The organism is Pasteurella dagmatis (genome assembly GCF_900186835.1).
GTDB classification, from domain to species: Bacteria; Pseudomonadota; Gammaproteobacteria; order Enterobacterales; family Pasteurellaceae; genus Pasteurella; species Pasteurella dagmatis.
In genome coordinates this window covers 2014630-2033032 of the sequence record NZ_LT906448.1, presented here as the reverse complement: position 1 = coordinate 2033032, position 18403 = coordinate 2014630, and the positions used below count along the sequence as shown (strand labels likewise).

The following is an 18403-nucleotide window of genomic DNA, read 5'->3' as shown; positions in this document are numbered from 1 at the left end:
CCTTTAATCAGGATTGCCTTACTTTATATAAATTTATTTTATTAGATACATGGAGGACTACTATGTCTAAAGTCATACCTATTATGGATGTACAAAGTCATTTGTCAGATGGAATGACCATCTTATTTGGGGGATTTATGGGGATTGGTACACCAAATCGCTTAGTACAAGCGATCTTAGATTCAGGTGTAAAAGATCTCACTATTATTGGCAATGACACTGCATTTGTTGATACCGGTGTTGGCCCACTTATTGCAAATAAACGTGTTAAGAAAGTGATTGCCTCACATATTGGAACGAACGCCGAAACTGGTCGCCAAATGATTTCTGGTGAATTGGAAGTTGAGCTAGTGCCACAAGGCACTTTAATCGAACGTATTCGAGCTGGTGGTGCCGGATTAGGTGGTGTACTCACTCCAACAGGTGTTGGTACTGTTGTAGAAGAAGGAAAACAAACCCTTGAATTAGAAGGTAAAAAATACCTTCTTGAAAAACCGATCAAAGCAGATATTGCAATTATTGGCGCTCATTTAGCAGATAAAAAAGGTAATTTAACCTATCAATTAACTACTCGAAATTTCAATCCAATCATTGCTTTCTCGGCAGAAAAAACATTCGTTGAGCCAGAGCAAATTGTTGAAGTTGGTGATATCCAGCCAGATCACGTTGTGACCCCTGCTGCACTTATTGACTACATTATTCTTCCAGAGGAGCGCTAAGATGAATGCTAAAGAACGAATTGCTCGCCGAGTAGCTTTAGAATTAAGAGATGGTGATATCGTTAACTTAGGCATTGGATTGCCTACACAAGTAGTAAACTACTTGCCTGAAGGGATGGATATTACCCTTCAATCTGAAAATGGATTTCTAGGTTTAGGACCTGTCACGGAAGTAGATCCAAACTTAGTAAATGCTGGAGGTCAGCCTTGTGGGATGATTTCTGGTGCTGCGATGTTCGATAGCGCAACTTCGTTTGCACTTATTCGCGGTGGACACGTTGATGCTTGTGTTCTAGGCGGATTGCAAGTAGACGAAGAAGCTAACCTCGCCAACTGGATGGTGCCAGGGAAAATGGTGCCAGGAATGGGAGGTGCAATGGACCTCGTAACAGGTGCTCGTAAAGTAATTATAGCAATGGAACACTGTGCCAAGGATGGCTCTTCAAAAGTGTTAAAACGCTGTACATTGCCTCTTACAGCAGTCAATGCGGTACATATGCTAGTAACAGAATTAGCTGTATTTGAATTTATTGATGGAAAACTACACTTAACTGAAGTCGCTGAAGGACAGGATGTCGAAGCTATTAAAGCTAAAACTGAAGCAGAGTTTATTGTATCCCCATCTCTCAAAGTGATGCCTCTAGCACAATAAGGAGATTATATGATTAGCACCATTTCGAGAGGGATGACAAAATTTGTGAGCCGTTATTTACCGGACCCTCTCATTTTTGCTTTACTACTTACGCTAATCACCTTTTTTGTTGCGTTGGGTCTGACAGACTCAACGCCTGTACAAATGGTGAAATATTGGGGTGATGGATTCTGGAACCTACTTGGTTTTGGTATGCAAATGGCTTTGATTGTGGTTACAGGCCACGCATTAGCAAGTTCCCCTCCTGTCAAAAATGTTTTACGTAACATTGCATCTTTAGCAAAAACACCAACACAAGGTGTAATGTTAGTGACCTTCTTTAGTGCTCTAGCTTGCGTAATCAACTGGGGATTTGGCTTAGTTGTAGGTGCGATGTTTGCTCGTGAAGTTGCTCGCCGTGTCAAAGGATCTGACTACCCATTACTGATTGCTTGCGCTTATATTGGTTTTATGTCTTGGGGCGGTGGTTTATCTGGCTCAATGCCACTACTTGCAGCCACTCCCGGTAACCCTGTTGAGCATATTGCAGGATTAATCCCTATCCAAAACACCTTACTCACTGGCTTCAATCTTTTCATCACAATTGGATTAGTCGTATTCCTACCATTCTTAACTAAAATGATGGTTCCAAAGCCAAGTGATGTTGTAATGATTGATCCAGAGTTATTAAAAGAAGAAGCTAATTATCAAAAAACACTTTCTAAAGATGCACCTCCATCTGAAAAACTAGAAGAAAGTAGAGTATTAAGTTGGGTAATTGGTGCATTCGGTATTGGTTATTTAGTGATGTACTTTATGGATAAAGGCTTCAACATTACAATCAATACAGTAAACCTTATTTTCCTTATCACTGGCGTATTACTTCATAAAACACCTATGGCATATATGCGTGCCGTCAAAGCTGCTGCAGGAAGCACTGCTGGTATTTTAATCCAATTCCCATTCTATGCCGGTATCCAATTAATGATGGAACATTCTGGATTAGGCGGATTAATCACTGAATTCTTTATCAACGTATCAACAAAAGAAACCTTCCCTTTAATGACCTTCTTCAGCTCTGCATTCATTAACTTTGCAGTACCTTCTGGTGGTGGTCACTGGGTAATTCAAGGACCTTATGTTCTCGCAGCTGCACAAGCACTAGATGCAGACTTAGGAAAATCAGTGATGGCAATTGCTTATGGTGAGCAATGGATGAATATGGCTCAACCGTTCTGGGCATTACCAGCTCTCGCAATTGCAGGCTTAGGTGTGAGAGATATTATGGGCTATTGTATGACCGCACTCATATTCTCAAGTGCCATATTCATTATCGGATTAACAGTATTTTAAAAACAAAGGAGAGTTTATGAAAAACGTCGTTATCGCAAGTGCAATCCGTACTCCAATTGGTAACTTTAATGGTAGCTTATCAAACGTAAGTGCGGTTGAATTAGGCACAATTGCAATTAAAGCTGCTATTGAAAAATCAGGGATTGAGATTTCAAGTATTGATGAAGTGATTATGGGACAAGTATTACAAGCAGGTCAAAAACAAAACCCTGCTCGTCAAGCCCTACTAAGAAGTGGTATTTCACAGGATGTAACAGCTTATACCGTCAATAAAGTATGTGGTTCAGGTTTAAAAACTGTTGCTCTAGCAGCTCAGGCAATTCGTGCAGGGGATGCTAATATCATCGTTGCCGGTGGTATGGAAAATATGAGCCAAGCACCTTACCTCTTAGATGCTAAAGCACGTTGGGGACATCGCTTAGGAAATGGGCAGCTCAATGATGTTATTTTATTAGATGCTTTAGTCTGTGCTGAAAACCATTACCACATGGGCATTACTGCAGAAAATGTAGCTAAAAAATATAGCATTACACGTGAGCAGCAAGATGAAATGGCTGTAGAATCACAACGCAGAGCAGTACAAGCCATTGAGTCTGGTGCATTTAAAAATGAAATTGTGCCTGTCACAATCAAAGTGAAGAAAAAAGAAATCATCTTCGATACCGATGAATTTCCGAAAAAAGATACTACATTAGAAGGACTTTCTTCTCTACGCCCAGCATTCGATAAAGAAGGAACTGTCACTGCTGGTAATGCATCTGGTATCAATGATGGTGCAGCAGCGTTAGTTATCGTTGAAGAAGAAACGGCAAAAGCACTGGGCTTAACAATTCTTGCTCGAATTAAAAGTTATGCTAGTGGCGGCGTTGCTCCAGATATTATGGGGATGGGGCCAGTGCCTGCCTCACAAAAGGCACTTGCTAAAGCAGGATTAACGTTAAATGACATTGATCTTATTGAAGCCAACGAAGCTTTTGCAGCACAATTCCTTGCAGTAGGTAAAGAGCTAGGATTTGATCCAGAAAAAGTCAATGTAAATGGAGGTGCAATTGCCTTAGGACATCCTGTTGGTGCAAGTGGTGCTCGCATACTTGTCACACTTATTCACGCACTACACGCAAGAAATAAAACCTTAGGTTTAGCTACATTATGCATTGGTGGCGGCCAAGGTATTGCAATGGTTATCGAACGCGTATAACCCTACCACCCAATTGCACCTTATGTATTCGCTTCGGCAGATAAGGTGCAAATTCTCATAAAACTCACCGCACTTTTGCGGCATCACATTCTTATATGGATTCAGGAGTCACTATGTTAAAAAACAAAGTTGCATTAGTCACCGGCGCAGCAAGTGGTATTGGTCTTGCTGTTAGTCAAACTCTCGCACAGGAAGGGGCGAATGTTGTGATGGTGGATATCAATGAAACCTTATTAAAAGAACAAGCAGAAAAACTAAAAGCCACTTATGTCGTTGCAGACTTATCTAAACGACAAGCTTGTAAAACTGCTGTAGAACATGCTGTTGAAACCTTTGGGAGCGTAGATATTTTAGTCAACGTTGCAGGTATTCAAACCGTTTCTCCGATTGAGGATTTCCCAGAAGACAGATGGGACTTTATGATCAATGTCATGTTGACTGCGCCATTCTTATTAACAAAATACTCTTGGCCATATATGAAAAAAAATCAATGGGGTCGTATCATCAACTTAAATTCAATTCACGGCGTTGTTGCATCTGAATTCAAATCAGCTTATGTTTCCGCAAAACATGGCTTATCAGGTTTAACTAAAACAACCGCTCTTGAAGGTGGCCAATATGGAATCACAGTCAACTCTATTTGCCCAGCCTATGTAAGGACTCCGCTTGTTGATAAACAAATTGCCGATCAAGCTGCTCACCATAATATTTCTGAAGAAGATGTCATTAGCAAAATTATGTTACAAAAAGCTGCGGTGAAACGCTTAATTGAGCCTTCTGATATCGGTGAATTTGTCAAATTCCTCTGTTCAGATACTGCAGCATCTATTTCAGGTTCCTGCCTAACGGTTGATGGCGGTTGGACTGCGGGTTAATAAACAACAATCCTTAGCCACAATTGTTAATGCAATTGTGGCTTTATTATAAGAGGGGAAAATTATGCTTAGTTTATTAGGTATTTTCGTTGGTCTTGTGCTACTTATGTATTTAGCTTTCAGGGGATATTCTATTGTTTGGATTGCACCGCTTTGTGCAACTGTCGTAGCATTCACAGGAGATTTAAATGTTTTAGATGCCTATTTAGGCAGTTATATGACAGGTTTAGTTGGGTTTGTTAAAGCTTGGTTCCCTGCATTCTTACTCAGTGCTATTTTCGGCAACTTAATGGATGTCACAGGTGGTGCAAAATCAATTGCAATCTGGTTAACCCGAATGTTAGGTTCAAAAAGTGCAATAGCTTCAATAGTATTAGGCTGTGCATTGCTCACATATGGTGGTGTAAGCCTATTCGTAGTTGTATTCGCAGTTTATCCACTTGCTTTAGCAGTATTTAAAGAAGCTAATATTACTCGTCGCTTAATTCCTGGCACGATCGCTTGCGGTGCATTCACTTTCACAATGACAGCACTACCAGGTTCACCACAAATTCAAAATTTAATCCCAACCGCTTATTTTGGAACTAACGCACTCGCAGCACCGGTTATGGGAACAATTGCTTCTGCAATTCTCTTTTTTGGAGGTGTTGCTTATTTAGAAATGCGCCGCAAAAAATATGCAACAAATGGGGAATACTTCATCGAGCCTGCCATAGAAAATACGGAAGATAACAGCAATGCAAATTTACCTTCTCCACTTTTGGCTATCTTGCCATTAATCAGCGTTATTATTGTGCTTAACTTTGTCCCTGAATTAATCGGCCTAAAAAATGGTGATCCTAAAAATATTGTATTAGCATTATTAACCGGTATTGCCCTCGTGATTATCTTAAACTTGAATAAAAGGTCTGCTTTTATTCCCGCTATCGGAAAGGGCGCAAATGGTGCAGTTGGCGCAATTATTAATACAGCAGCAGCGGTTGGATTTGGTAGCGTGGTAAGAATGGCACCGGGTTTTGAACATTTAACAACAATGATTTTAAATGTACCAGGTAGCCCACTTATTTCTTTATCTGTTGCTGTCAATATCTTAGCTGGTGCAACAGGATCTGCGTCAGGAGGGATGGGAATTGCACTTGAAGCATTGGGTGAAAAATATCTTGCCATTGCCAAACAAGCAGGAATCTCACCTGAACCATTCCACCGTATTGCATCCTTATCATCTGGCGGCTTAGATACGATGCCACATAATGGTGCGGTATTAACTTTACTCAGTAATACAGGGATGACACACCGTGATTCCTATTTAGAAATAGCAGTGACTTCTTTCATTCTACCTATTGTCGCAACAATCATTGTTATTACATTATTTAGTTTATTTGGTATTTATTAATTCGTTATCCCATAAAAAAACACCTGAGCGACAACGCACAGGTGTTTTTTCATAATAGGTACTCAGAAAAATTATAAATTGTACTTCTGACGATACGCCACTAGATCTTCGATAGTCACTACTGGGAAACCAAATTTCTGTGCGAATATTACAATCTCTGGCGCACGTGCCATTGAACCGTCATCATTAGTAATTTCACAAATCACCCCTGCTTCTTTATAACCTGCCAAACGGGCTAAATCGACAGAAGCTTCTGTATGACCACGTCGTTTTAACACTCCGCCATCTTCTGCACGTAGTGGGAAAATGTGTCCTGGACGACTTAAATCACTCGGTTTTGCATTATCTGCAATCGCAGCTCGGATTGTTGTCACTCGGTCTTTTGAAGATACACCGGTTGAAACGCCTTGTGCAGCCTCAATCGTTACCGTAAATGCAGTTTTATTAACACTAGTGTTTTCCTGTACCATTGGTGGCAAATCAAGTTGTTGGCAGATTGCATCTGTTAAGCATAAACACACAATACCACTACCGTAACGGATTAACATTGCCATTTGTTCTGGAGTAATCGTTTCTGCAGGAAAAATAAGATCGCCTTCATTTTCACGATCTTCATCATCTAGCACTAAAACACCATTACCTTGTTTAAAAGCATTAAGCGCTGCGATAACTCGTTCTTCTGCGTTGCCAAAAGGCGATAAAATTGACTGATTCATAGTAAATTCCTTGAAATATCATGATCTTTAGATACCAGAATCAGGGCTGATGAGAAAATTAAGTGGCTAAGAAAATCTTAAACAAACAAAAAATACAGGTTTTGTTCAAAACCTGCTTATTCTCTTTCATCCAGACTATACTGTCGGCTTTGGATTCTCACCAAATCTGCTGACTTTGCTCAATGTCGAACAAACGCTCGTGGGCTTATGCAAATGCACTTACCACCGGTAGGGAATTTCACCCGGCCCTGAGAATGCTCGCATAGTATAGCGCAAACTTAATCATGAAAAAATGTTTTTATTTATAGTTAGATTGCATACAATAGACCATATTTTATTAATATGTGAGGTCAGTATGCTAAATCCTAAAAAAATAGAGCAAATTATACAACAAATTCAAGATTCATTACCCCAAGGGCTAAAAGATTTAGGGCAAGATGCTGAAGCGAAACTAAAACAGACATTACAAGCCCAATTATCCAAATTGGACTTAGTTACTCGTGAAGAATTTGATGTTCAAACTCAAGTATTAATGCGCACTCGTGAGAAATTGACTGAGTTAGAAAAGCGTATTGATACGTTACTTGAACAACAGAAACAATCGTAAAAAGCACCGCACTTTTAATCAAGTGCGGTAAATTTTTTACTATTTCAAAATGAGGAACATATTATGTCCGCCTTTGCTTACTTACAACAAAAGCGTAAACAATTGAATCTCAAAGTCAATGATATTTGCGAACAAGCTAATATTACGCGTGCCTATTTTAACCAGTTAGTTAGTGGAAAAATCAAGAATCCAAGTGCAAGCAAACTCAGTGCATTACACAAAGTCTTACAAATTACCGAGCCGAATAACAAAAAAGTTGGTGTGATTTTTGGTAAATTTTATCCCGTACACACTGGCCACATTAATATGATTTATGAAGCATTCAGTAAGGTGGATGAAATTCACGTGGTAGTGTGTAGCGATACAGAACGTGATTTAAAACTTTTCTACGATAGTAAAATGAAACGTATGCCAACAGTGCAAGATCGCTTACGTTGGATGCAACAAATCTTTAAATATCAGAAAAATCAAATTTTTATTCATCACCTTGTAGAAGACGGTATTCCTAGCTATCCAAACGGATGGGAAGCATGGGCACAACAAGTGAGAAACTTATTTAAAGAAAAAAATGTAAATCCAAGTATCGTATTCAGTAGCGAGACTCAAGATAAAGCGCCATACGAAAAATATTTAGGCCTAGAAGTAGCATTAGTCGATCCTGATAGGCAATTTTTCAATGTATCTGCTACAAAAATTCGTAATAACCCATTCCACTATTGGAAATTTATTCCAAAGGAGGTTCGCCCATTCTTTGCAAAAACGATTGCAATTCTCGGTGGGGAAAGCAGTGGTAAAACGGTCTTAGTCAATAAACTAGCAACTGTGTTTAATACCACATCTGCTTGGGAATATGGACGCGAATTTGTATTTGAAAAATTAGGTGGCAATGAGCAAGCAATGCAATATTCAGATTATCCGCAAATGGCATTGGGGCATCAACGCTATATTGATTATGCTGTGCGCCACGCACATAAAGTCGCTATTATTGATACTGACTTCATCACAACACAAGCTTTTTGTATTCAATATGAAGGGAAGGCACACCCATTTCTTGATTCGATGATCAAAGAGTACCCTTTTGATGTGACTATTCTATTAAACAACAATACAAAATGGGTAGATGACGGATTGCGTAGTCTAGGCAATCATAAACAACGTCAACGTTTTCAGATGTTATTGAAGAAATTGCTAGATAAATACAATGTTCCTTACATTGAAATTGAGTCACCAAGCTATTTAGAACGCTATAATCAAGTAAAACAAATTGTTGAAAAAATCTTAAACGAAGAAGAGCTCCCTAATTTACATAATGAACAACATTCAATGTCAATTTTTGAGGAAGAAGAATGATTTTATTTGCAGGTGATCCACATGGAAGTTTTGATCATCTTTATCCTTTTATCAAAGACCGACAGGATGTGGCATTAATTATTCTCGGTGACTTACAGATAAGCACTGCTGAAGAATTAGAAAAACTTGCAAAACATTGTGATCTTTGGTTTATCCACGGTAATCATGACAGCAAAACTGTTAATGCATTTGAGTCTATTTGGGAAAGTGAATGGCAATCACGCAACTTACACGGTAAAGTAACTGAAATTCAAGGTAAGAAAATTGCTGGTTTAGGTGGTGTATTCAGAGGGCAAATCTGGATGCCTCCCAATAAACCACTTTTTTTCGATCCCATTCATTATTGCCAATATTGTTCACAAGAAAAAATTTGGCGTGGCGGTGTGCCATTACGCCATCGCACATCTATTTTCCCTTCTGATATTGAGATATTAGAACAACTGACTGCAGATATTCTTATTTCTCACGAAGCCCCCAAACCACACCCTTCTGGTTTTGCAGTGATTAATGAGCTGGCAGATAAAATGCAAGTTAATCATATCTTCCATGGGCATCATCATGAAAACTTTGACTATCTGAGCATTAAAGAACAACCTAATTTCAAAATCACAAATGTAGGCTTCCGCAGCCTTTGCAATATCGAAGGAGAATACTTATTAATGGGAATTGATGATCGTGAAGAATAGATACACTAACTAATACAAAATTCATTTCAATCTAACCGCACTTTTTATCTCAACAATAAAAGTGCGGTTAATTTTATCTTATTTTTTAAATACGAACCTATCACTATCTATTTATAATAATTTAGATAAAAGAAAACCCACTAGCAATTACTAGTGGGTTTTATCTCGATATAAGTCAAAAAAGTTAACTTATCTATATTATTCCGCAGCAGCCTCTTCAGTTGCTACTTCTGGGCGATCAACTAACTCAATGTAAGCCATTGGAGCATTATCACCTGCACGGAAACCACATTTTAATATACGGGTGTAACCACCTGCACGTTGAGCAAAACGTGGACCTAATTCATTGAATAATTTAGCAACAGTTTCAATGTTGCGTGTACGAGCAAAAGCTAAACGACGATTTGCAACGCTATCTACTTTTGCTAATGTAATTAACGGTTCAACTACACGACGTAATTCTTTAGCTTTTGGCAATGTAGTCTTGATAATTTCGTGACTAACTAAAGAGCTTGCCATATTACGGAACATCGCTTGGCGATGGCTACTATTACGGTTTAGTTGACGACCACTCTTACGATGGCGCATGACCTTATCCTTCTCAGAAAAATCTTTAACCTATGACCAAACTAGTCTTCAGCAATACTTGCTGGTGGCCAATTTTCAAGGCGCATACCTAGTGATAAGCCGCGTGAAGCAAGAACATCCTTAATTTCAGTAAGAGATTTCTTACCAAGGTTAGGTGTTTTTAATAACTCAACTTCAGTACGCTGTACTAAATCACCGATATAGTGAATTGTTTCTGCTTTCAAACAGTTAGCAGAACGAACTGTCAACTCTAAGTCATCAACAGGACGCAACAGAATCGGATCGAATTCTGGTTTTTCTTCCTTAACTTCTGGTTGACGAACATCACGCAAATCAACGAATGCATCAAGTTGCTCTGCTAAAATTGTTGCTGCACGACGAATTGCTTCCTCTGGATCAATAGTGCCATTAGTTTCTAACTCAATAACAAGCTTATCTAAGTCAGTACGCTGTTCAACACGTGCAGCTTCAACATTGTAAGCAATACGATCTACTGGGCTATAACAGGCATCTACTAATAGACGACCAATTGGTCTTTCTTCATCCTGAGCGTGTACGCGAGCAGAAGCTGGTACATAACCTCTACCACGTTGCACACGAATACGCATATTGATTGATGCATTCTCATCTGTCAAGTGGCAAATAACATGCTCAGGATTTACTATCTCAACATCTCCATCATGGGTGATGTCAGCTGCAACAACAGGGCCAATTCCAGATTTGTTTAATGTCAGAAATACATCATCTTTATTCTGAACTTTAACCGCTAGGCCTTTTAAGTTTAGAAGCACTTCAAGAATATCTTCCTGAACACCTTCTTTACTGCTGTATTCGTGCAACACGCCATCAATTTCCACTTCAGTTACAGCACAACCTGGCATTGAAGATAGAAGAATACGACGTAATGCATTACCTAAAGTGTGGCCGAATCCACGCTCTAACGGTTCTAAGATCACTTTAGCATGAGTTGAGCTAATTTGCTCAATATCTACTAAGCGTGGCTTTAAAAATTCTGTAACAGAACCCTGCATTTTATCCTCTCTTTGCTTCTAAGCTTTAACTATTATTTAGAATAAAGCTCAACGATCAGATGTTCGTTAATGTCTGCTGATAAATCAGAACGTTCAGGAACACGTTTGAACACACCTTCCATTTTAGCAGCATCGACTTCTAACCAAGTTGGTTTTTCTCTTTGCTCTGCTAATTCTAATGATGCTTTGATACGTGCTTGTTTTTTAGATTTCTCACGAACAGCAACAACATCATTAACTGACACTTGGAATGATGGGATATTAACAACACGACCATTTACAACAATCGCTTTGTGACTCACCAATTGGCGAGCTTCAGAACGAGTTGCAGCAAAGCCCATGCGATAAACAACGTTATCCAATCGACCTTCCAATAATACTAGCAAGTTTTCACCAGTATTACCTTTTAAGCGGTTTGCTTCTTTATAATAATTACGGAATTGACGTTCTAAGATACCGTAAATACGACGAACTTTTTGTTTTTCACGTAATTGACTACCATAATCTGATAAACGTGGCTTACGAGCACCATGTTGACCAGGGGCAGTATCAATTTTACATTTTGATTCAATCGCGCGCACACCTGACTTAAGGAATAAGTCAGTGCCTTCACGACGGCTTAGCTTGAGCTTAGGACCCAAATATCTTGCCATTTTCTTTCTCCAACTATCCTATGACGCCATTAAACACGACGTTTTTTCGGTGGACGACAACCGTTATGAGGAATCGGAGTCACATCAGTAATATTCGTGATACGGAAACCCGCAGCGTTTAACGCACGAATAGTAGACTCACGACCAGGACCTGGTCCTTTCACCATAACTTCCAAGTTCTTTAAGCCGAATTCTTTTACAACTTCAGCACAACGTTCAGCAGCAACCTGTGCAGCAAACGGGGTAGATTTACGAGAACCACGGAAACCTGAACCACCAGCAGTTGCCCAAGCTAAAGCATTGCCTTGACGGTCAGTAATAGTAACGATTGTATTATTGAAAGATGCGTGAATGTGAGCTACGCCATCTACAACTTGTTTTTTTACACGTTTACGTGCACGAACTGGTGTTTTAGCCATTTTACCTTACCCCGACTTATTTCTTGATCGGCTTACGAGGACCCTTACGGGTACGCGCATTAGTTTTAGTACGTTGACCACGTACTGGTAAACCACGACGATGACGTAAACCACGATAACAACCTAAGTCTAATAGACGTTTGATGTTTAGTGTTACTTCACGACGTAAGTCACCTTCAACGGTAAATTTACCAACTTCGTCACGCAGTTTATCAATCTGCTCTTCAGACAATTCGCTGATCTTAACATCTTCGGCAATACCAGTTGCAGCACAAATAGCTTGCGCGCGAGTTTTACCGATACCATAAATTGCAGTTAAAGCGATTACAGTGTGTTTATGATCAGGAATGTTAATGCCTGCAATACGGGCCACTATGCACTCCTATTATTTTAACTAATTTGACACTTTGATCTTGAAAAGCCCGTTTTCAGGATACTCAAACAAAGTGACAAGGACATAAATGAGCTGAGCAGTATAACTGCTCAACTGGTTCTTTGCAAGAAAAATGTTAATTAACCTTGACGTTGTTTATGCTTAGGGTCACTACAAAGTACACGGACAACCCCTTCACGTTTAACAATTTTACAGTTACGACATAATTTCTTAACGGAAGCACGAACTTTCATTGCTTATCCCTTTTATTTAATGGACAAATTATTGTCCGAAACCTTTAAGGTTTGCTTTTTTCAACGCAGATTCATATTTTGTAGACATTAAATGACTTTGAACCTGAGCGATGAAATCCATAATTACCACTACAACAATCAGAAGTGATGTACCACCAAAGTAAAATTGTACATTCCAAGCTGATGTCATAACGTAAGGAACCAAACATACAAACGTAATATACAACCCACCTATTAATGTTAAGCGAGTCATAATTTTATCAATATAACGTGATGTTTGTTCACCTGGTCTAATTCCTGGTATAAATGCACCAGATTTTTTCAAATTATCCGCTGTATCACGAGGATTATATTGCATTGCGGTATAGAAAAAACTAAAGAAGATGATTGCTACTGCATAAACAAGTAAATATAGTGGCTGACCTGGATGTAATAACATTGATAAATCAGTTAACCACTCTAAACTAGAACCTTCACCGAGCCATTGCGCTAATGTCGCAGGGAATAAAATAATACTTGAAGCAAAGATTGCTGGAATCACACCTGCCATATTAACTTTTAATGGTAAATGTGTAGAGTGTCCACCTAAGATCTGACGACCTTGCTGACGTTTAGCATATTCAACTTTAATTCTTCTTTGTCCCCTTTCTACGAAGACAACAAAATATGTTACTGCAAAAACAATAACTGCGATCAATAAGAGAACTAATGGATGCATTTGCCCTTGACGAGCTTGCTCAATAGTTTGACCAATAGCAGATGGTAAACCAGCAACAATACCTGCAAAGATTATTAAAGAAATACCGTTACCAATGCCACGCTCTGTAATTTGCTCACCTAACCACATTAGGAACATTGTTCCTGTAACTAAGCTAACCACAGCTGTAATATAGAACCAAATATCTAAATTAGGTACTAGACCTGGTAACATATTTGGTAATCCTGTCGCAATACCAACCGCCTGTAAAGTCGCAAGTACTAACGTTGAATAACGCGTATATTTGCTAATTTTACGACGACCAGTTTCACCCTCTTTCTTTAATTCTGCTAATGCTGGGTGAACCGTTGTTAATAATTGGATGATAATCGATGCCGAAATATAAGGCATGATACCTAACGCAAAAATAGACGCACGGCTCAATGCACCACCAGAGAACATATTAAACATATCAATGATGGTGCCTTTCTGTTGTTCAATTAACTGAGCTAATACGGCTGCGTCAATACCAGGAACCGGGATGAAAGAACCAATACGGAATACAATCAGAGCGATTAATACAAATAATAATCTGTTTTTAAGTTCGCCTGTACCGCTTTGAGTACTTCTACTTTGATAACCTGGTTGCTTAGCCATTTATTTATTATTCCTCAACTGAACCGCCAACAGCTTCGATTGCTGTTTTAGCACCTTTAGTTACGCGTAAACCACGAACAACAACAGCACCTTTGATTTCACCTGCTAAAATTACTTTTGCAAATTGAATATCTTTAGAAAGTACGTTAGCTGCTTTCAATGATTCTAAAGTTACTACGCCGCCTTCAACTTTGTTCAAATCATTTAAGCGAACTTCAGCTGTAACAGCTGATTTCATTGAAGTAAAACCAAATTTTGGTAAACGACGGTATAAAGGCATCTGACCACCCTCGAAACCACGACGAACACCGCCACCTGTACGAGATTTTTGACCTTTGTGACCACGACCACCTGTTTTACCTAAACCAGAACCAATACCGCGACCTAAGCGTTTAGCACTATGTTTAGCACCTTCAGCTGGTGATAGAGTATTTAAACGCATCAGATTACTCCTCCACTTTAACCATGTATGAAACTTGGTTAATCATACCACGTACTGCAGGAGTATCGATTAACTCTACAGTATGATGCATATGGCGAAGACCAAGACCACGCAATGTAGCCTTATGCTTTGGTAAACGAGCAATAGAACTACGAACTTGAGTTACTTTAATAGTTTTAGCCATTATCAATTACCCCAAGATTTCATCAACGGTTTTGCCACGTTTTGCAGCAACCATTTCTGGTGATTTCATATTTGCTAGTGCATCGATAGTTGCACGAACAACGTTAATTGGGTTGGTTGAACCATAAGCTTTAGATAAAACGTTACGAACACCTGCAACTTCTAATACTGCACGCATAGCACCGCCTGCGATGATACCAGTACCTTCGCTAGCTGGTTGCATAAATACGCGAGAACCAGTGTGTGAACCTTTAATAGGGTGTTGTAATGTACCTTCATTTAAAGCTACATTGATCATATTGCGACGTGCTTTTTCCATCGCTTTTTGGATCGCTGCTGGAACTTCGCGCGCTTTACCATAACCAAAACCTACACGACCGTTACCATCACCTACTACAGTTAATGCAGTAAAGCTCATAATACGACCACCTTTTACAGTTTTTGATACACGGTTTACCGCGATTAGCTTCTCTTGCAGTTCACCAGCTTGTTTTTCGATGTTTGCCATCTAAAATTACCTCTATTAGAACTGTAGACCAGCTTCACGGGCAGCGTCCGCTAAAGTTTGGACACGACCATGATATTTAAAACCAGAACGATCAAAAGCAACGTCTTTAACGCCTTTTGCTAATGCTCTTTCTGCAACAACTTTACCAACTACTGCTGCTGCATCTTTATTTCCGGTATATTTCACTTGCTCACTAATTACTTTTTCAACAGTTGAAGCAGCGGCAAGAACTTCTGAACCGTTTGGTGCAATCACTTGCGCATAAATATGACGTGGAGTGCGGTGAATAACTAAACGAGTTACACCTTGCTCTTTCATCATATGACGTGCGCGAGCTGCACGACGGATACGAGCTGATTTCTTATCCATAGTGTTACCTTAATTATTTTTTCTTAGCCTCTTTGATACGTACAACTTCATCAGCGTAACGTACCCCTTTACCTTTGTAAGGCTCAGGACGGCGATAAGCACGAATATCTGCAGCAACTTGACCGATTAACTGTTTGTCTGCACCTTTCAACACGATTTCCGTTTGAGATGGACATTCAGCTGTAATACCTGCTGGTAAAGCGTGCTCGACAGGGTGAGAGAAGCCTAAACTTAAAGCAACTGTATTGCCTTTGATTTGTGCTCTATAACCTACACCCACCAATTGTAACTTCTTGGTGAAGCCTTCAGTAACACCGATAACCATTGCGTTAACTAATGCACGTGCAGTTCCTGCTTGTGCATCTGCTCCAACAATACCTTCACGTGGAGAAAAAGTTAATTCGTTATTATCTTGTTTAACTTCAACTGAGCTATGAATGGTACGAGATAACTCACCATTTTTACCTTTAACTGTTAGTAGCTGACCGTCAAGTTTAACCTCAACGCCGGCAGGAATACTAACAGGTGCTTTTGCAACACGAGACATTTTCCTACCTCTCTATTAAGCTACATAACAGATAATCTCACCGCCTAAACCCGCTTGGCGAGCTGCACGGTCAGTCATCACACCTTTAGATGTAGATACTACTGCAACACCTAAACCACCCATTACTTTTGGTAATTCATCTTTACGTTTATAAATACGTAGACCTGGGCGGCTAACACGTTGGATGCTTTCTACAACTGGTTTACCTTGGAAATATTTTAAAGTAATTTCCAACTCTGGTTTAACACCATCTAAAACTTTAACGCTCTCGATATAACCTTCTTCAGCTAATACATTGGCAATTGCCACTTTTAGCTTGGATGAAGGCATACTGATCGCAACTTTGTTCGCAGCTTGACCGTTGCGAATGCGAGTCAACATATCTGCGATTGGATCTTGCATACTCATTGTATTTTTACTCCGATTCCAAAATAAAGTGGTAAATTACCAACTAGCTTTCTTAAGGCCTGGGATTTCGCCACGCATTGCAGCTTCACGAACCTTAATACGACTTAAACCAAACTTACGAAGAACACCATGTGGGCGTCCAGTTTGGCGACAACGGTTACGCTGACGGCTTGGGCTAGAATCACGAGGCAATGTTTGTAACTTTAACACTGCATTCCAACGGTCTTCGTCAGAGGCATTTACATCTGAAATGATCTGTTTTAATTCAACACGTTTAGTATAGAATTTTTCAGCTAGTTTCACGCGTTTTACATCACGCGCTTTCATTGATTGTTTAGCCATGGTAACCTGCCTTATTTACGGAATGGGAAATTAAAGGCAGCAAGTAGCGCTTGACCTTCTTCATCACTTTTCGCAGTAGTGGTGATAGTAATATCTAAACCACGTACACGATCCACTTTATCATAATCGATTTCAGGGAAGATGATTTGCTCACGCACACCCATGCTGTAATTGCCACGACCATCAAATGATTTTGCGCTTAAACCGCGGAAGTCACGAATACGTGGAACAGCAATTGTAATTAAACGTTCAAAGAACTCCCACATACGTTCACCACGTAGTGTTACTTTACAACCGATTGGATATCCCTGACGGATTTTAAAGCCTGCAACAGATTTGCGTGCTTTTGTAATCAAAGGTTTCTGACCGCTAATCGCTGCTAAATCCGCAACTGCGTTATCTAGCAATTTCTTATCGGTCAATGCTTCACCCACACCCATATTTAGGGTTATCTTTTCGATTCGTGGGACTTGCATGACAGATTTGTAGTTGAATTTTTCTTTCAATTCATTAACTACTTGATCTCTGTAGTAATCATGCAGTTTCGCCATCGCATTACTCCAGTTTATTAAATAATTTCATTATTAGACTTGAAGAAACGTACTTTTTTACCATCTTCAAATCTAAAACCTACACGGTCAGCTTTATTTGTTTTCGGGTTAAAGATAGCAACATTTGATGCATCAATTGCAGCCTCTTTCTTCACTAAACCACCTTCTTTGCCTAATGCAGGAACTGGTTTTTCGTGTTTAGTGATAATATTTACACCTTCAACAACCACTTTACCATTTGGTAACACTTTAGTTACCTTACCACGCTTACCTTTATCTTTACCAGCAAGCACGATTACTTCATCATTTTGACGAATTTTTGCAGCCATTTGTCACTTCTCCTTACAGTACTTCTGGCGCCAAAGAGATGATTTTCATAAACTTCTCAGAACGAAGTTCACGAGTCACCGGTCCAAAAATACGAGTACCGATTGGTTGCTCTGTGTTATTGTTTAAAATTACACAAGCGTTACCATCGAAGCGAATGACTGATCCATCTGGGCGACGAACACCCTTCTTGGTGCGCACAACAACTGCTTTTAATACATCACCTTTTTTAACTTTACCGCGTGGAATTGCTTCTTTCACAGTAATTTTGATGATATCACCAATAGCAGCGTAACGACGGTGCGATCCACCTAGAACCTTGATACACATTACACTGCGAGCGCCTGAGTTATCAGCAACGTCCAGCATAGTCTGTTCTTGGATCATCTTAGTACTCCGCTAAAATTAATAAAACCCTTTCGGGACGAAATTATCTGCAATAAGGCAGATAGGGCGTGGATTTTACCACAAGGCACAATAAAAAAGCAATATTAAGTGCGGTTAAAAAATAGAAAGATTTTAAGCG

General features: G+C 39.5%; 27 protein-coding genes and 1 riboswitch. Of the genes, 9 read left to right on the top strand and 18 right to left on the bottom strand.

Features of this window, described 5'->3' with window-relative positions; genetic code table 11:
* Positions 1-62: 62 nt before the first annotated feature.
* From atoD to CKV78_RS09275, 6 genes are all read left to right on the top strand, one after another.
* Positions 63-719: an acetate CoA-transferase subunit alpha gene (atoD, locus tag CKV78_RS09300; protein ID WP_005764274.1), complete on the top strand. Its 657-nt coding sequence runs from the start codon at positions 63-65 to the stop codon at positions 717-719.
* Between the two features lies 1 nt (position 720).
* On the top strand, positions 721-1371 hold the full coding sequence (locus tag CKV78_RS09295; protein ID WP_005764276.1) for a 3-oxoacid CoA-transferase subunit B: 651 nt from the start codon (positions 721-723) through the stop codon (positions 1369-1371).
* Between the two features lie 9 nt (positions 1372-1380).
* On the top strand, positions 1381-2703 hold the full coding sequence (locus CKV78_RS09290) for a TIGR00366 family protein (RefSeq protein ID WP_005764278.1): 1323 nt from the start codon (positions 1381-1383) through the stop codon (positions 2701-2703).
* A gap of 16 nt (positions 2704-2719) precedes the next feature.
* The gene (locus CKV78_RS09285) at positions 2720-3901 is read left to right on the top strand and encodes an acetyl-CoA C-acetyltransferase (RefSeq protein WP_005764280.1); all 1182 of its coding nucleotides are present in this window, start codon (positions 2720-2722) and stop codon (positions 3899-3901) included.
* A gap of 113 nt (positions 3902-4014) precedes the next feature.
* Positions 4015-4776, top strand: coding sequence for a 3-hydroxybutyrate dehydrogenase (locus tag CKV78_RS09280; RefSeq protein ID WP_032855570.1), 762 nt, complete (start codon positions 4015-4017; stop codon positions 4774-4776).
* Positions 4777-4840: 64 nt separating this feature from the next.
* Positions 4841-6169 carry a GntP family permease gene (locus tag CKV78_RS09275; RefSeq protein WP_005764284.1) on the top strand — a complete coding sequence of 443 codons (1329 nt, stop codon included), beginning with the start codon at positions 4841-4843 and terminating at the stop codon, positions 6167-6169.
* A 71-nt stretch (positions 6170-6240) separates the two neighbouring features.
* Here CKV78_RS09275 and ribB read toward each other — a convergent pair whose 3' ends face one another.
* Entirely contained in the window at positions 6241-6885 is a 645-nt protein-coding gene (ribB, locus tag CKV78_RS09270) for a 3,4-dihydroxy-2-butanone-4-phosphate synthase (RefSeq protein WP_005764286.1), read from the bottom strand.
* 114 nt (positions 6886-6999) lie between these two features.
* Positions 7000-7145, bottom strand: a riboswitch (FMN riboswitch).
* A gap of 95 nt (positions 7146-7240) precedes the next feature.
* Here ribB and ubiK point away from each other — a divergent pair.
* From ubiK to CKV78_RS09255, 3 genes are all read left to right on the top strand, one after another.
* A complete protein-coding gene (gene ubiK, locus CKV78_RS09265; RefSeq protein ID WP_032855571.1) occupies positions 7241-7492 on the top strand; it encodes a ubiquinone biosynthesis accessory factor UbiK in 252 nt (83 codons plus the stop codon).
* A gap of 63 nt (positions 7493-7555) precedes the next feature.
* Positions 7556-8842: a multifunctional transcriptional regulator/nicotinamide-nucleotide adenylyltransferase/ribosylnicotinamide kinase NadR gene (nadR, locus tag CKV78_RS09260; RefSeq protein ID WP_005764290.1), complete on the top strand. Its 1287-nt coding sequence runs from the start codon at positions 7556-7558 to the stop codon at positions 8840-8842.
* Positions 8839-9528 carry a metallophosphoesterase family protein gene (locus tag CKV78_RS09255; RefSeq protein ID WP_005764292.1) on the top strand — a complete coding sequence of 230 codons (690 nt, stop codon included), beginning with the start codon at positions 8839-8841 and terminating at the stop codon, positions 9526-9528. Before nadR ends, CKV78_RS09255 begins: the two co-directional genes overlap by 4 nt.
* 198 nt (positions 9529-9726) lie before the next feature.
* Here the strand turns inward: CKV78_RS09255 and rplQ are convergent, their stop codons facing one another.
* The 17 genes from rplQ to rplN all read right to left on the bottom strand — a co-directional run bounded on the left by rplQ (position 9727) and on the right by rplN (position 18264).
* The gene (gene rplQ / locus CKV78_RS09250) at positions 9727-10116 is read right to left on the bottom strand and encodes a 50S ribosomal protein L17 (RefSeq protein ID WP_032855573.1); all 390 of its coding nucleotides are present in this window, start codon (positions 10114-10116) and stop codon (positions 9727-9729) included.
* Positions 10117-10157: 41 nt separating this feature from the next.
* A complete protein-coding gene (locus CKV78_RS09245) occupies positions 10158-11147 on the bottom strand; it encodes a DNA-directed RNA polymerase subunit alpha (RefSeq protein ID WP_005764296.1) in 990 nt (329 codons plus the stop codon).
* 32 nt (positions 11148-11179) lie between these two features.
* The gene (gene rpsD, locus CKV78_RS09240; RefSeq protein ID WP_005764298.1) at positions 11180-11800 is read right to left on the bottom strand and encodes a 30S ribosomal protein S4; all 621 of its coding nucleotides are present in this window, start codon (positions 11798-11800) and stop codon (positions 11180-11182) included.
* 29 nt (positions 11801-11829) lie between these two features.
* The gene (rpsK, locus tag CKV78_RS09235) at positions 11830-12219 is read right to left on the bottom strand and encodes a 30S ribosomal protein S11 (protein WP_005701868.1); all 390 of its coding nucleotides are present in this window, start codon (positions 12217-12219) and stop codon (positions 11830-11832) included.
* A 16-nt stretch (positions 12220-12235) separates the two neighbouring features.
* Positions 12236-12592 (bottom strand): 30S ribosomal protein S13, encoded by a 357-nt coding sequence (gene rpsM / locus CKV78_RS09230; protein ID WP_005717912.1) that lies wholly within the window; start codon positions 12590-12592, stop codon positions 12236-12238.
* 140 nt (positions 12593-12732) lie between these two features.
* The gene (gene rpmJ, locus CKV78_RS09225) at positions 12733-12846 is read right to left on the bottom strand and encodes a 50S ribosomal protein L36 (protein WP_005548767.1); all 114 of its coding nucleotides are present in this window, start codon (positions 12844-12846) and stop codon (positions 12733-12735) included.
* A 28-nt stretch (positions 12847-12874) separates the two neighbouring features.
* Complete coding sequence (secY, locus tag CKV78_RS09220; protein ID WP_005764300.1) at positions 12875-14200, bottom strand: preprotein translocase subunit SecY; 1326 nt, start codon at positions 14198-14200, stop codon at positions 12875-12877.
* A gap of 7 nt (positions 14201-14207) precedes the next feature.
* Complete coding sequence (gene rplO, locus CKV78_RS09215; protein WP_005764302.1) at positions 14208-14642, bottom strand: 50S ribosomal protein L15; 435 nt, start codon at positions 14640-14642, stop codon at positions 14208-14210.
* 4 nt (positions 14643-14646) lie between these two features.
* Positions 14647-14826, bottom strand: a complete 180-nt coding sequence (rpmD, locus tag CKV78_RS09210; protein ID WP_005543631.1) for a 50S ribosomal protein L30 — start codon at positions 14824-14826, stop codon at positions 14647-14649.
* 6 nt (positions 14827-14832) lie between these two features.
* The gene (rpsE, locus tag CKV78_RS09205; RefSeq protein ID WP_005764304.1) at positions 14833-15333 is read right to left on the bottom strand and encodes a 30S ribosomal protein S5; all 501 of its coding nucleotides are present in this window, start codon (positions 15331-15333) and stop codon (positions 14833-14835) included.
* A gap of 15 nt (positions 15334-15348) precedes the next feature.
* Entirely contained in the window at positions 15349-15702 is a 354-nt protein-coding gene (gene rplR / locus CKV78_RS09200) for a 50S ribosomal protein L18 (protein WP_005764306.1), read from the bottom strand.
* 13 nt (positions 15703-15715) lie between these two features.
* Positions 15716-16249: a 50S ribosomal protein L6 gene (gene rplF / locus CKV78_RS09195; RefSeq protein ID WP_005764308.1), complete on the bottom strand. Its 534-nt coding sequence runs from the start codon at positions 16247-16249 to the stop codon at positions 15716-15718.
* Positions 16250-16264: 15 nt separating this feature from the next.
* Positions 16265-16657, bottom strand: a complete 393-nt coding sequence (rpsH, locus tag CKV78_RS09190; protein WP_005724020.1) for a 30S ribosomal protein S8 — start codon at positions 16655-16657, stop codon at positions 16265-16267.
* A gap of 36 nt (positions 16658-16693) precedes the next feature.
* Positions 16694-16999 (bottom strand): 30S ribosomal protein S14, encoded by a 306-nt coding sequence (rpsN, locus tag CKV78_RS09185; protein ID WP_005764310.1) that lies wholly within the window; start codon positions 16997-16999, stop codon positions 16694-16696.
* Positions 17000-17010: 11 nt separating this feature from the next.
* Complete coding sequence (rplE, locus tag CKV78_RS09180) at positions 17011-17550, bottom strand: 50S ribosomal protein L5 (RefSeq protein ID WP_005764312.1); 540 nt, start codon at positions 17548-17550, stop codon at positions 17011-17013.
* Positions 17551-17567: 17 nt separating this feature from the next.
* Positions 17568-17879 carry a 50S ribosomal protein L24 gene (gene rplX, locus CKV78_RS09175; RefSeq protein ID WP_005764314.1) on the bottom strand — a complete coding sequence of 104 codons (312 nt, stop codon included), beginning with the start codon at positions 17877-17879 and terminating at the stop codon, positions 17568-17570.
* 13 nt (positions 17880-17892) lie between these two features.
* Positions 17893-18264 carry a 50S ribosomal protein L14 gene (gene rplN, locus CKV78_RS09170; RefSeq protein ID WP_005548786.1) on the bottom strand — a complete coding sequence of 124 codons (372 nt, stop codon included), beginning with the start codon at positions 18262-18264 and terminating at the stop codon, positions 17893-17895.
* Between the last annotated feature and the right edge of the window lie 139 nt (positions 18265-18403).